Below are 14,620 nucleotides of genomic sequence, written 5' to 3' on the forward strand. Positions count from 1 at the left end.
CCTCGTCAAGCAATTCCTCGTCAGTCGGCGAGGAGCAGCGCCACCGGCAGCGTCGCCAGCACCTCGGACAGGCGCAAGGCCGAGCCGCCGGCCACCGGACGCTCGCTGAGGATGTCGTCGAAACGTGCGCCCGCGAGATGAGACGGCAGGCGAACCGCCGTGTCGCCCCAGCCGGCGGGATCGGGCATCGGCACGCTTGCCCCCTCGCCCAGCAGCTGCAGCGCCATGCGCGGCACGATCGTGACGGCGACGCGCCCCTCTCCGTCACTGCGCGCGAAGGCGACGACATGGTCCTTCTTCGCGCCCGTGACCTCGAGCGGCAGGTAGCGGCCGGTGGTGAAGAGTTCGGGCGCCTTGATACGCGCTTTTAGCGCTGCCGCCGTCAGCTTGGCCTTCACCGCGCCGTCGCGCCAGCCCGGCAGCGCGTCGGCGACCTTGCGCCCGTCGCTCATCGCCTTCTCGCGCGCGGCGAAATCGACCTTGCGGCGATTGTCGGGGTCGACGAGGCTAAGGTCGTAGAACTCGGTGCCCTGGTAGATGTCGGGAACGCCCGGTGCCGTCAGCTTCACCAGCGTCTGCGCCAGCGAGTTGAGCGCGCCCGCGACCACGAAGGGCTGCGCCGCCGTCCAGAACTCGGCGAGGAACTCGCCCGTCTCCTTGCGCGACATCACCGCCTCGACGAAGCGCTTCAGCGCGGTCTCGTAGGGCTCGGCCGGCGAGGTCCACGAGGTGAAGCGCTTGGCCTCGCGAACGGCCTTCTCGGCGAAAGCCGTCAGGCGCGCCGCGATCTCGTCGCGCGCCTTGGCGTCGGCCGGGTCGAAATCGGCTGGCAGCACGCCGAGCAGCGACTGGTAGAAGCCCCATTCGGTGGCGGGATCGGGCGAGACGTGTCCCTCCCCCACCGGCTCGCGATAGGCCTTCAGAGCGTTCGCGGCATCCGCCACGATCGCGGCCCAGCGCTCGGGCGCCTCGCTCAACGTGTAGAGGCGCGCGCGCGCATCCTCGCCGCGCTTGGTGTCGTGGGTGGAGGAGGCCATCAGCCCGTTCGGCTGATCCTCCAGCCGGATCGCCATCTCGTCGTGGAAGGCGGCGATATCAGTGCCGTAATGATCGGGCTCGCCGCCGACCTCGTTGAGAGCGATCAGGCGATTGTAGCGATAGAAGACGGTGTCCTCGACTGCCTTGGCCATCACCGCGCCGGTGGTCTGCTGGAAGCGGCGGGTGAAGTTGAGCGCGCCGGTAATGTCGCGCCCATCCTCGAAGGCGAGCTTCAGCAGGCGGCCGACGAAGGCCACGGGCTCGCTCGCCTCGACCGCGCGTCCGGCCTGCGCCAGCGCCACGGCGTCGTCGATGACCTCGACATCCTTGGCTGGCACCCCATCGACGCCGACATAGGTGCGGTAGACCGGAAGGTTGGCGGCGACCTCGACGACCGAACGCGAAAGGTCGTCGCGCCCGAAATCGCGCGTGGCGAGGCCCCGCTCGGCCACCGCCATCGCCTCGTCGGTGAGGACGGTGAGTTCGCCGGCGAGATTGTGGGTGAAGATCGCCCGCTTCTGCTCGGCGATCATGGCGCGCAGATCCTCGGACTCGCCGAGGAACCGGGCATAGGCCGATGTCATCGCCTCTTCGCGGTCGCCGTCGACAAAGAGGCCGGCGACGGCCGTAATGAACTCGTAGCCGGTGGTGCCCTCGATATCCCAGGACTGGCGCAGACGCTCTGGGCCGGTCAGGATCTTCTCGACATGGATCGTCACGTCGCGGCGCAGCGACTGGAAGGCCTGGTCGAGTTCCTGCAGGTAGCCCTTCGGGTCGGCGACCCCGTCGACATGGTCGATGCGGATGCCGTCGAGCCGGCGCTCGCGGGCGAGGCGCAGCACCGTGCGATGCGACTCGCGGAAGACGCGGCGCATCTCCTGGCGCACGCCGATGAGGTCGGCGATCTCGAAGAAGCGGCGATAGGAAAGCTTCTCGCGCGCCAGACGCCACCAAGCGAGGCGCCAGGCCTGCGCCTCGTGCAGGGCGTGAAGGGCCTGGGAGTCGGCGTTGACGGCCTTGATGCCCTTCGTCATGGCGGCAAGGAACGTCGGGTCGGCGATGTGCTCGGCGAAGCGCTCGCCGAGTTCCTCGCCGTCGGCCGGCACCGCCGCTGAGAAACGGCGCACCAGCCGGTCGCGCTCGTCGTGCTCGACGAAGGCGAAGACGTGGCTGAGCGTGCGCGGATCGAGCGGCAGTTCGTAGCCGGCGGCCGAGAAGCGGATCTCGGAGCGCTTTTCGTCGAAGACCACAGAGAGGTCGCCATCTTCGAGCGCCTGCCCGTAGGGCTTGCCGAGTGTCGGAATCAGGATCTTCTCGGCGTCCCACGAGATGTCGAACGTGTCGGCATGGCGGCTCTCGCGGCCCCAGCGCAACACGTCCTCCCACCACAGGTTCTCCGGCGAGACGCCCATGTGGTTGGGCACGAAGTCGAGGATGAGGCCGAGATCCTCGGCCATCAGCCGGTCGCTCATGGCGTTGAAGCCGGCGTCGCCGCCGAGATCATCCTCGAAGCGGTTGTAGTCGACGACATCGTAGCCGTGGGTCGAGCCGGGCGAGGCCGCGAAGATCGGCGAGGCGTAGAGATGCGAGACGCCGAGCGTCTTCATGTAGGGGACGAGGTCGCGGGCCTCAGCGAAGCCGGTGCCCTCGCGGAACTGCAGGCGGTAGGTGGCAACGAGCGGTCGGCTCATGGGGTCTCCGGTCTTTCGTCGCGCATCGCGCGGGCCATCGCCTGGAATCGGTCGTCGGCTTCGAGGTCGTCGAGCCGGATGTCGGAGCGCACGCGCCAGTTCGGATATTCGTCGGTGGTGCCCGGAAGGTTGGGCTGCCGGTGCGAGAGGATCATGTCCTCCATCTGCACCGCGAAGAGCATCGAGTCCGTGCGCGCGCCGTAGCGGTGGATGGCGATCGCGAGATCGTCCGTGATCTCCATCGGCAGGTCGCGCTCGCCCCTGGCCATGGCCTGGAAGTCGGGCGCCAAGAGGTTCTCGTTGTGGAGCGCGGCCAGAAGCGTGCGCCGGTCGCGGTCGCGCTCGTTGAGATCGCGCTTCGTGGCCGCCTCGTTCTGGCGCCCGGTTTCGGAGCGCAGGCGAATGTCGGAGCCGTGCCACCAGCCGGCCAGCGTCGCCAGATCATGGGTCGAGATGCAGGCGAGCGAGAGTTCGGGATATTCGGTGGTGGCCTTGAACAGCCCGTCCTTCCAGCGCTCGAAATAAAGCACCTTGTAGGAGAGGATGCGGGCCTCCTCCATCGTGTCGCGGAAGCCCTCCGGCACGGTGCCGAGGTCTTCGCCGATGACGAGGCAGTCGGTCGCCTGCGAGACTTTCGCCACCGCGTCGACCATCGCGCCGAGCGGATAGCGCATGTAGCCGCCGCCACCGGACTTCACGCCCTCCGGGATCCACCAGAGGCGGGCGAGGCCCATCGCATGGTCGATGCGGATGGCGCCGGCATGTTCCATCAGGGCGTCGTAGGCGCTGGCGAGCGGGCGATAATCGCGCTCGGCGAGGGCCCGCGGCGAGAGCGGGGCGAGGCCCCAGTCCTGGCCATCGGAGTTGAACATGTCGGGCGGCGAGCCGACGCGGGCGTCGCGCACGGTCAGCGCCGGGTCGGCCCAGGTCTCGGCCCCATCCGGCGAGACGCCGACGGCGAAGTCGAGATAGAGGCCGATATGCATGCCGGCAGCGCGAGCGCGGCGCTGGGCCTCGGCAAGCTGCGCGTCGCAGACGAATTGCAGCCATTCATGGAAGCGGACGGCATCGGCTTCCTTCGTCTCGAAGGCTCGCACCGCCTCGCCGTCGCGCGCATGCAGGCGCTCGGGCCAGTTGTGCCAACCGGCGCTGCCGCCCTCCTCGACCATCGCCGCCGAGATCGCCTCGAACAGCGCGAAGCCACGCAAGGCCTCGCCGCCCTTTGCCCGGAACGTGGCAAAGGCTTCGTCTTCATCGAGGCCGGCGCGATGCGTCTCGTAGAGCGTGCGCAGGAGCCGCGCCTTCAGCGTGCCGGCGGCGCGGTAGTCGACCAGCGCCTCGCCGAGCCCTTCGAAGAGCGCGGGCTCGGCTGCCCGCAGCGCCTCGATCGCGGCCTCGCCGCCCTCCAGCGCATCGACCGCGATGTAGAACGGATTGAGGAAGCGCCGGGTGGAGGGCGAATAGGGGCTGTAGCGGCCGGGATCGGCGAGGAAGAGGGCGTGCAGCGGATTGACGCCGACAAAGGACGCGCCGACCGCGCCGCCGATTTCCGCCAGCCTCGCCAGATCGGCGAAATCGCCGATGCCGAGCGTGCGGTCGCTGCGCAGGGCGTAGAGCTGACAGGTGATGCCCCAGCTGCGCCGCCCCGCGACGCTGGGCGGCAAGGCGCATCGAAGGTCCGGCACCTGCTGGCTCGCGCCGAAGTCGCCGCTCTCGGCGCCATCGGCATCGACGCGCAGGACGGCGAGGAGGCCCCGCTTGGCCTCGTCCTCGATCGCCTGCGGCTCGCCCATCTCGGAGGTGTAGCGCGTCTGGATGCCATGACTCGTCGCGAGGTCGTCGAGCCGGTCAGTCATGCGCGGGTTCCTCGATCAGCTGCGTGTCGGACAGGAGGAAGACGACCGAGGTGCCCGGCAGGACGCCGTTGCGCAATTCGTCGGTGGCGCCCTTGTGGTTGGAATAGACGCGCGTCGCATTCGCGATCTCGGGCGTCAGCAGGCCGTCCTCGATCTCCCACGGATCGTCGTTCAGATTGGCGAAGAGGTGGTAGAATTTGCCAGGCTGCAGTTCCCAGGCGACGGCGAAGGCGCGATCCTCGACGAGCGCCATGCCGCAATTGCCCTTGGCGCCGCCGAGCAGCGGCATCAGCACCTCGCGCCGCGCCGCCAGCAGGCCGCGCGTCACCTGCAGGCGGCGCTTATGGATGGGCTGGGCGAGCTGCGACCAGTCGAGGCGCGAGATCTCGAAGGTCATGTCGTCGTTGGGATCGGGGAAGATCTCCTGCGCCTCCTCGTCCTCGAAGGCGGCGAAGGTCTTGAACTCCTTCTTGCGTCCCTTCGACACGGCATTGGCCAGCTCGCCGTCGAAATCGGTGAAGAAGCAGAACGAGTTGCAGTCGCCGAACTCGTCGCCTTGGAACATCAGGGGGATCTGCGGCGACAGGAGCAGGATCGCCTGCAGGCAGTCGTACATGCGGCCCGACGACAGGGAGCGCAGCCGGTCGCCGAAGGCGCGGTTGCCGATCTGGTCGTGGTTCTGGATGAAGTTGACGAAGGCGGTCGGCGGCAGATAGGCCGACTCGGTGCCGACGTCGCGGTCGCGGTGCTCGGAGCGCTGCCCCTGGAAGACGAAGCCGGTGGCGAGCGCCGTTGCCATCTGCTCGGCGGAGCGCGGATCGTAGTCCTTGTAGTAGCCCTCCTGGTCCATCGTTCCCAGAACGTGGGCGCAGTGGTGGAAGTCGTCGTTCCACTCGCCCGAGATCATCGGTGCCGAGCCGTCGGCGGCGCGGTCGATGTGCCAGGTGATGTTGCGGTCGTCCTCGGTGGTGATGTGGACGTGGCGCTCGGCGACCTCGGCACGCACGCGCTCGGCCAGCTCCTTGATGAAGGGCGTGTCGGTCGTGTCCTTGATCGAGTCGATCGCATCGAGACGAAGCCCGTCGATCCGGCATTCCACCAGCCAGTAGAGCGCGTTCTCGATCATGAAATCGCGCACCGGCTTTTCGTCATAGGCGATCGCCGCACCCCAGGGGGTATGGATCTCGTCATGGAAGAACTCGGGGATGTAGGCGGGGATGTAATTTCCGTCCGGGCCGAAGTGATTGTAGACGACGTCGAGGAAGACCATCAGGCCGCGCTCGTGCGCCGCGTCCACCAGCCGCTTCAGGCCTTCCGGGCCGCCGTAAGCCTGATGCGCGGCATAGAGCAGCACGCCGTCGTAGCCCCAGCCGCGCTGGCCGCCGAACTGGGCGACCGGCATCAGTTCGATCGCGGTGATGCCGGTGTCGCGCAGGTGGTCGAGCTTGGAGATCGCGGCATCGAACGTGCCCTCGGGCGTGAACGTGCCGACATGCAGTTCGTAGAAGACGCATTCATGCCAGGGCCGGCCGGCCCAGTCCTGCGCGCGCCAGACATGGGCGGCGGGATCCACCAGTCGCGACAGCCAGTGGACGTCGCCGACCTGCGCCCGCGCGGCCGGATCGGGCACGATCTTGTCGCCGTCGATGCGGAAGCCGTAGCCGCCGCCCGGCACGACCGAGGTCGTAACGATCTCCCACCAGCCGTCGGTGGATTTGGCCAAAGGTTCGAAGCGCTCGGGATTGTAGCGTTCGGTCTCGGAGATCGCGAGGTCTATGCTCTCGGCGCTCGGCGCCCAGAGGCGGAACCGCGTGCCGGCGGGGTCGTATTGCGTGCCCCAGCTGAGATCGAAGGAGAAGGTCTGGGCGCCGTCCATGCGTGGCTCCGAAGCGATGATTGCGTTGGGGTCGAGGCGGCGGTCCGTCCATCCCGTTCGCCCCGGGGCGGAGCGAACGGAAGATCGGGTTTCGACGCCGGCCGGGTGAAACTCGATGGTCTGCTAAGTGGGGCATCCGCGGAGCACGGCAGTCCCCGACGGGGGATAAATTTCCGTGCGCCCCGATCGGGGCGGGCACTCGCCGCGCGGCGTCAGGCCGCCTCTTCCGACTGGCGCGCGAGCATGCCGGCCGAGGCGGGAACGCTGTCGGCCGCCACATCCAGCGCCAGACGGTCGCCGGCCCGGCCGTGGACGAGGTCGTGGATGAAGCCAAGCTTGCGGATCACCGCCGGCGACAGGACGAACGGATAAAGGTCGCTGAGCCCCATCGCCCGGTTCATCGAGTTCAACGCCTGGGAGATGGCGAGCCATCCGTCGGCGATCTCCTCGATCGTCGTCTCCTCGCCATAGACGTCGAAGTCGAGATCGGTGGTGAGGATGCCGTCGCGGTCGAGGCGCGGGTGGATCGTCATCCCGAACGAACCGCCGACCTCCAGCGTATCGACGATGTGGAGATAGTGGGCCCAGGTTTCCGCGAAGTCCTCCCAAGGGTGCGATCCCGCATAGGCGGACACGAACTCCTCCTGCCAGTTGGCCTTGGGACCGTTGGCATAATGGCGTTTCAGCGCTTCGCCGTAATCCTCGGTGTCGTCGCCGAAGACGGCGCGGCAGGCCTCGAGCGCATCGCCGCCGTCGCGCACGAGAATGTCCCAGTACCAATGGCCGACCTCGTGTCGGAAATGGCCGAGCAGCGTGCGGTAGGGCTCGCCCATGGCATTCCGACGGGTCTCGCGTTCCAGATCGTCGGCCTCGGCCAGCGCCACCGTGACGACGCCGTCTTCGTGCCCGGTCATCACCTTCTTGGGCGAATTGGGATCGTCGGCGAGAAACTTGAACCCCAGCCCCTCGCGGTGCTCGTCGCGGGTGTAGAGGGGCAGCTTCAGGCGCAGCAGCGTATAGAACAGCCGGTGCTTGGCCGCCTCCATCTTCGCCCAGAGCGCCTGGTTCCGGGGATTGCTGAGATCGGGCACCATCATGTTGTGCCGGTCGGCGAGGCAATATTTTTCGCCGCTGCCGGCCGGGATCAGCCAGTTGCAGACGTTGTAGCGATGATTGTCGCAGTAGACCCAGTGGTCGCCCGCGCTCTTGTAACCGACCGAGACCCATGCATCGCCCGCCGGTTCGAGCGCCAGCAAGCGATTCTGGCGGGGTTCGTATCCGAGTGCGTGTCCACAACGTTCGCAGCGCGTATTGTTAAAGAACAAGACCTGATCGCAGGCCGGGCACGAAAACAGCTTCATTCCGAGGGTCCCCTCATGCGCAGCGCAGCGCGTCGTCCGGTTGCGCCGAGAACAGGGCCCACGGGGAAAGAGTTCCGATTTTGGCGTCGTTTCCGCCAAGAATCTCAATCGGCAGCATCTCTTCCCGCATTGCGGTGGTTTCGGGCGGCGAGCGGACGGACTATGGTCGCTCCACCTTTCCTCGTGACAGCGTCTGGGACCCGATGCCGATCCTCGCAGCTCTTCATCACGTCACCCATTATCGCTACGATCGCCCGGTGACGTTGGGGCCGCAGACCATCCGACTCCGGCCGGCGCCCCATTCGCGCACCCGGACGCCGTCCTATTCGCTGAAGATCCTGCCCGAGAACCACTTCATCAACTGGCAGCAGGATCCGTTCGGCAACTGGCTGGCGCGAATCATCTTCCCCGAAAAGGCGACCGAACTCCGCATCGAGGTAGATCTTCTCGCCGACATGACGGTCTACAATCCGTTCGACTTCTTCACCGAGGAATATGCGGAGAGCTTTCCGTTCCAGTATTCGGAAGAGTTGAAAGGGGACCTCAAGCCCTATCTCGCCACCGAGCCGGCCGGTCCGGCGCTGCAGGCGTTCCTCGCCTCGGTCGACCTGACGCCGACCCGCACGATCGACTTCCTCGTCGGCCTCAACCGCAAGGTCGAGCAGAAGGTCGACTACCTCATCCGCATGGAGCCGGGCGTCCAGACGCCGGACGAGACGCTCGACAAGCATTCCGGCTCGTGCCGCGATTCGTCCTGGCTGCTCGTCCAGGCGCTGCGCCATCTCGGTCTCGCCGCCCGCTTCGTCTCGGGTTACCTGATCCAGCTGAAGCCCGATCTCGTGGCGCTCGACGGCCCGGCCGGCACCACCGTCGATTTCTGCGACCTCCATGCCTGGGTCGAGGTCTACGTGCCCGGTGCCGGCTGGATCGGCTTCGACCCGACCTCCGGCCTGATGACCGGCGAGAGCCACGTGCCGCTGGCCGCCACGCCGCACTACCGCTCGGCCGCGCCGATCGCCGGCGGCGTCGACTTCGCGGAGGTGACGTTCGAGTTCGAGATGGAGGTGCAGCGCGTCGCCGAGGCGCCGCGCGTCTCCTATCCGTTCTCGGAAGAGAGCTGGCAGGCGCTCGACGCGCTCGGCGAACGGGTGGACGCCGACCTCGTGGCGATGGACGTGCGCCTGACGATGGGCGGAGAGCCGACCTTCGTCTCGATCGACGATTTCGAGGCGGCCGAGTGGAACGCCGACGCCACCGGCCCGGCCAAGCGTGGCCTCGCCGACGATCTCCTGCGCCGGCTGCAGGCGCGCTTCGCGCCCGGCGGCTTCCTCCATCACGGCCAGGGCAAGTGGTATCCGGGCGAAACCCTGCCGCGCTGGACCTATTCGATCTACTGGCGCAAGGACGGCCAGCCGATCTGGCGCAACCCGAAGCTCGTGGCCGGCGAGACCGAGGCCAAGGACGCCACGATCGACGACGCGCAGAAGGTGCTGGAGGACGTCGCGCGCCATCTCGGCGTCGATCCCGCCCATGCGCTGCCCGCCTTCGAGGATCCGTCCTACTGGCTGGCGCGCGAGGCCAAGCTTCCCGCCAATGTCGAGGCCACCGATTCCAAGCTGGAGGACCCGGAGGAGCGCGCGCGCCTCGCCCGCGTCTTCGACCGGGGCCTCGGCAATCCCGTCGGCATCGTCCTGCCGGTGCAGCCCTGGCAGGCGCAGGGGGTCAAGTGGATCTCCGAGCGCTGGCAGGCGCGGCGCGGCTCGCTGTTCCTGACGCCGGGCGACAGCGCTCTCGGCTATCGCCTGCCGCTGGCCTCGCTCGACCACCTGCCGCCGGCGCGCTACCCCTACACCCATCCCGCCGACCCGATGCAGCCCTTCCCGCCGCTGCCCGAACCCGCCGCGCTTTCGCAGCCGCAGCGCCGCATCGAGGCTTTCGGGGCCGAGACCTGGAGCCCGCCGGCGGCCGGGCCGGAGACCGAGATCCTTGGCCATGTCCGCACCGCGCTCGCGATCGAGCCTCGCGACGGCGTGCTGCATGTCTTCATGCCGCCGGTGGAGACGGCGGAGGCCTATCTCGACCTTCTCGCCGGCGTCGAGGAGGCCGCCGAGGCGCGCCAGCTGCCGGTGCGCATCGAGGGCTATCCGCCGCCGTTCGACCCGCGCCTCAACGTCGTGCGTGTAGCGCCCGATCCCGGCGTCATCGAGGTCAACGTCCATCCCGCCTCGTCCTGGCGCGAGGCGGTGGACATCACCAGCACGGTCTACGACGAGGCGAGGGCGTCGCGGCTCGGCACCGACAAGTTCATGATCGACGGCAAGCACGCGGGAACCGGTGGCGGCAATCATGTCGTGGTCGGCGGCGCGACGCCGTCCGACTCGCCGTTCCTGCGCCGGCCCGACCTCCTGAAGTCGCTCGTTCTCTACTGGCAGCGCCACCCCTCGCTGTCCTATCTCTTCTCGGGCCTGTTCATCGGCCCGACGAGCCAGGCGCCGCGCATCGACGAGGCCCGCCACGACCAGCTCTACGAGCTGGAGATCGCCATGGCTCAGGTGCCCAAGCCCGGCGATGGCACCGCGCCGCCGCCCTGGCTGGTGGACCGGCTGTTCCGCAACCTCCTCGTCGACGTCACGGGCAACACCCACCGCTCCGAGATCTGCATCGACAAGCTCTACTCGCCGGACGGGCCGACGGGCCGCCTCGGCCTTGTCGAGTTCCGCGGCTTCGAGATGCCGCCCGAGGCGCGCATGTCGCTCGCCCAGCAGCTTCTCATTCGCACGCTCATCGCCAAGTTCTGGCGCGAGCCCGAGGAGGGCCGCTTCGTGCGCTGGGGCACGACGCTGCACGACCGCTTTATGCTGCAGGCCTTCGTCTGGGAGGATTTCCTCACCGTCCTCGCCGATCTCGGCCGGGCCGGTTATCCTGTGCGGCCGGAATGGTTCGTGGCGCAGGCAGAGTTCCGCTTCCCCTTCTGCGGCGAGATCACCCGCGAGGGCGTCAAGCTCGAGATCCGGCAGGCGCTGGAGCCCTGGCACGTGATGGGCGAGACCGGCGCCATCGGCGGCACCGTGCGCTTCGTCGACAGTTCGGTGGAGCGCCTGCAGGCCAAGATCTCCGGCTACGATCCCGGCCGCCATCTCGTCACCTGCAACGGCCGCGTCGTGCCGCTCAGCGCGACGTCGGTGGCAGGCGAGGCGGTGGGCGGCGTGCGTTTCAAGGCGTGGCAGCCGGCCTCGGGCCTCCACCCGACGATCCCCGTCCATGCACCGCTGACCTTCGACATCTACGACAAGTGGTCGGGGCGCTCGATCGGCGGCTGCACCTATCATGTCGCCCATCCGGGCGGGCGCAACTACGACACGTTCCCGGTCAATTCGAACGAGGCCGAGGCGCGTCGCCTCGCCCGGTTCGAGGCGCTCGGCCACACGCCCGGCCGCACGCAGCCGGTGCAGGAGATCCCCGATCCCTCCTTCCCGATGACCCTCGACCTGAGGCGGCCGCCCTTCCTTGCGCTCTGACCCGATGCCCGCCGCAGTCCCTGGATCCGCCACGGCCCAACCCGCTCCCGCCGGTTCCGCTTCGGCCTCGCTTCTGTCCCTTTATCGCCCGGACAGCGGCAGGGCCGGCGCCGGCTTCGACGAGATGCAGGCGGACGACGGGTCGGTGCGCTCGCACTACCGACGCTTCATGGAAGCGCTCGAGGGGCTCAGCCCGGCGGAGCGCGAGATGCGCTTCGGCAAGGCCGAACAATATCTGCGCGAGGCCGGCGTCTTCTATCGCGCCGGCCTCGATGGGCGCGAGCGGCTCTGGCCGCTCGCCTTCCCGCCGCTGGTGATCGAGGCCGGCGAATGGCGCGCGCTCGAAGCGGGCCTTCGCCAGCGCGCCGACTATCTCGAACGCCTGCTCGGCGATCTCTATGGCGAGCGCCGGCTCGTGCGCGACGGCGTGCTGCCGGGCTGGCTGCTCGGCGCCAATCCCGAATTCCTGCGCCCGCTCGCCGATCAGGCCGCCAGCGGTCGCCCGCTCCTGCGCTTCGTCGCGGTGGATCTCGGACGCGGCCCCGACGGGCAGTGGCGGGTGCTCGCCGACCGCACGCAGGCGCCCTCCGGCGCCGGCTTCGCCCTGGAAAACCGCGTCGCCACCGCCCGCGCCTTTCCCGATCTCGCCAAGGCGCTGCAGGTCCGCCGCCTCGCCGGCTTCTTCGGCCGTTTCCGCGAGACCCTCAATTCCCTCAATGGCACCGGCGGTGCGCGCGTCGGCCTGCTGACGCCCGGCCCCCTCAACGAAACTTATTTCGAGCACTCCTACCTCGCCCGCTATCTCGGCTTCCACCTGCTGGAAGGCGGCGACCTCGTGGTCCACGACGACGAGGCGAAGATCCGCACGGTGGACGGGCTGCGCTCGGTGCGCGTCCTCTGGCGGCGCCTCGACGCCGACTATGCCGATCCGCTGGAGCTCTATTCGCGCTCTCGCATCGGCACGCCCGGCCTCGTGCGCGCCATCCGCGCCGGCTCGCTCGATCTCGTCAACGCGCTGGGTTCGGGCATCCTCGAAACCCCGGCTTTCGCCGCCTACGAGGACGCGATGGCCGAGGCGCTGACCGGCGGACCACTGCGCCTTCGCGCCGTCGAGACGCGCTGGGGCGCGGGATCGTCGGACAACGACATTGCGCAGGCCCCGGACTGGCGCTTCGCGCCGTCGCTGCCGCTGCCCTCCAGCCCGCGCGCGGTGCCGGATGCTGAGACCCTGCGGCAGGCCTTCGCGGCGCGCAGTGCCGACGTCGTGGCGATCCGCCAACTGGCGCTCTCCACCGTGCCGGTCTTTGCCGACGACCGGCTGGAGCCGCGTCCGGTGACGATGCGCGTCTTCCTCGCCCGCGGCGAAGGCGGTTGGGACGTGATGCCCGGCGGGTTCGCGCGCACCGCCGACGGCCCGCGCGGCGACACGATGGCGATCGCCGCGGGCGGGCGCACGATCGACGTCTGGGTCTCGGGCGAACGCGAGGAGGCGCCGGTGACGCTGCTCGGCGCGCCCGCCGGCCCGCATTTCCTGCGCCGCCTGCCCGGCTCGCTGCCCTCGCGCGCCGCCGACAACCTGTTCTGGCTCGGCCGCTACGCCGAGCGCACGGAGGCGGCCGCGCGGCTCTGGCGTTCCGCAATCGAGCGCGCCGGGACGCAGGAAGAACCCTCGCCGATCGATCTGGCCCGCACGGCGCTTCTGGCGCAGTCGGGCGTCGGCAGCGCCAAGGCGGGAGAGACCGTCGACACGGCGGCGGGCCTTCGCGATCTCGCCGCCACCGCCTTCGGCATCGCCTCGCGCATTCGCGACCGGTTTTCGCCGGACGGCTGGCGCGTGCTCGCCGAGATCGTCGCGCTGCTCGACGAGGCGATCGCCGCGCCGGTGGACCGCGACGACGCGGTGCTGGCCAGCCGGGTCCTGACGCGTCTCGCCGGCTTCTCCGGCCTCGTCCACGAGAACATGTACCAGTTTTCCGGCTGGCGTTTCCTCGAATGCGGACGCCGCCTCGAGCGGGCGATGGCCACCGCCAACGCCGCCGCGGCCTTCCTGGAAGCGGCCGGCGACGGCGTCTACGAGGCGCTCCTCGACTTCACGGACAGCCGCATCACCTATCGCCGCCGCTTTTCGGTCGAGCTCAGCCCGGAAACGGTGGTGGACCTCGCCATCCTCGATCCGCTCAACCCGCGCTCGCTCACCTACCAGATCACCGCCATGCGCGGCGTCATCGCCACGCTACCCGGAAATCTCGCGGGCGAGAGCCTCGACAAGGCGTCGCGGCGCGCCGCGCGGCTTCTCGTGCGGGTCCAGACCGCCGATCCCGGCGAGGTCGATGCGGCCTTCCTCACCCGGATCGCGCGCGACACCTGCGACATTTCCGATCTCCTGACGGAGCGCTACTTCGCGGTCGGGCCGCAAGGCGAGATCGAGCGCTTCGGGGCCGAATGACACGATGACCCGCTACGACATCCGCCTGAAGATCGGCTACCACTATCCCGGCCTCGTGAAGGACGCGCGCCACATCCTGCGCGTCTCGCCGCGCTGGGATCGCGGACAGACCGTCGAGCGCATCAGCCTCGAGATCGGTCCGGCGCCGTCCGAGATCGCCGACGACACCGACTTCTTCGGCAATGCCTGCGACCATCTCATCATCCACCAGCCGCATGACGAGTTGGCGATCGAGCTGAAGGTGCGCGTCGGCGTCGAGCGCCCCGCGCCGGACCTCGACGCCGGCTCGAGCGTCGCCGACACGCGACGTCTCGCGCTGGCGTCGCGCGATCCCGGCGGCGAGAGCCCGATCCATTTCCTCGGCGCCGGACGGCTCGTCGCGCCCTCCCCCGAGGTCGCCCGCTATCTCGGCGAGACGCTGGATCCGGCCATGCCGGTCGCCGCGGCGATGCTGGCGCTCTCCCGCCGCATCAAGTCCGAGTTCAAGTTCCAGTCTGGCGTCTCCACCATCACCACGAGCGTCGCCGAGACCTTCGCCAGCCGGCGCGGCGTCTGCCAGGACTTCTCGCACATGATGATCGCCGGCCTTCGCGCCGCGGGCCTTCCCGCCGCCTATGCCAGCGGCTTCCTGCGCACCGAGCCGCCGCCCGGCCGACCCCGGCTGGAAGGGGCGGACGCCATGCACGCCTGGGTCGAGGTCTGGACGGGGCCCGACAGCGGCTGGATGGGCTTCGATCCGACGAACGGGTGCCTTGCCAGCGAGGACCACGTCCTCGTGGCGGTCGGGCGCGACTATGCCGACGTTGCCCCGATCGACGGCGTCCTCATCACCTC

At 69.0% G+C, this 14,620-nt stretch carries 7 protein-coding genes; 3 read left to right on the forward strand and 4 right to left on the reverse strand.

Going from position 1 to position 14,620, the window contains the following annotated elements; all coding sequences use genetic code 11:
- Window positions 1-20: 20 nt before the first annotated feature.
- The 4 genes from treY to AUL33_RS15590 form a co-directional block, all read right to left on the reverse strand.
- Window positions 21-2,729 carry a malto-oligosyltrehalose synthase gene (gene treY / locus AUL33_RS15575; protein WP_062210098.1) on the reverse strand — a complete coding sequence of 903 codons (2,709 nt, stop codon included), beginning with the start codon at window positions 2,727-2,729 and terminating at the stop codon, window positions 21-23.
- Window positions 2,726-4,585, reverse strand: a complete 1,860-nt coding sequence (gene malQ, locus AUL33_RS15580; RefSeq protein WP_062210101.1) for a 4-alpha-glucanotransferase — start codon at window positions 4,583-4,585, stop codon at window positions 2,726-2,728. Before malQ ends, treY begins: the two co-directional genes overlap by 4 nt.
- The gene (gene treZ / locus AUL33_RS15585; RefSeq protein ID WP_062210104.1) at window positions 4,578-6,461 is read right to left on the reverse strand and encodes a malto-oligosyltrehalose trehalohydrolase; all 1,884 of its coding nucleotides are present in this window, start codon (window positions 6,459-6,461) and stop codon (window positions 4,578-4,580) included. Before treZ ends, malQ begins: the two co-directional genes overlap by 8 nt.
- A 212-nt stretch (window positions 6,462-6,673) precedes the next feature.
- Window positions 6,674-7,822 carry a putative zinc-binding metallopeptidase gene (locus AUL33_RS15590; RefSeq protein ID WP_062210107.1) on the reverse strand — a complete coding sequence of 383 codons (1,149 nt, stop codon included), beginning with the start codon at window positions 7,820-7,822 and terminating at the stop codon, window positions 6,674-6,676.
- A 203-nt stretch (window positions 7,823-8,025) separates the two neighbouring features.
- On the opposite strand from AUL33_RS15590, the gene AUL33_RS15595 reads away from it, so the two are divergent.
- From AUL33_RS15595 to AUL33_RS15605, 3 genes are all read left to right on the forward strand, one after another.
- A complete protein-coding gene (locus tag AUL33_RS15595; protein WP_062210110.1) occupies window positions 8,026-11,340 on the forward strand; it encodes a DUF2126 domain-containing protein in 3,315 nt (1,104 codons plus the stop codon).
- A gap of 124 nt (window positions 11,341-11,464) precedes the next feature.
- Window positions 11,465-13,786, forward strand: coding sequence for a circularly permuted type 2 ATP-grasp protein (locus AUL33_RS15600; protein ID WP_062210113.1), 2,322 nt, complete (start codon window positions 11,465-11,467; stop codon window positions 13,784-13,786).
- 4 nt (window positions 13,787-13,790) lie between these two features.
- On the forward strand, window positions 13,791-14,620 hold an 830-nt coding region (locus AUL33_RS15605; RefSeq protein WP_062210116.1), incomplete at its 3' end, for a transglutaminase family protein.

Source organism: Aureimonas sp. AU12, assembly GCF_001463705.1.
Taxonomy (GTDB): domain Bacteria; phylum Pseudomonadota; class Alphaproteobacteria; order Rhizobiales; family Rhizobiaceae; genus Aureimonas.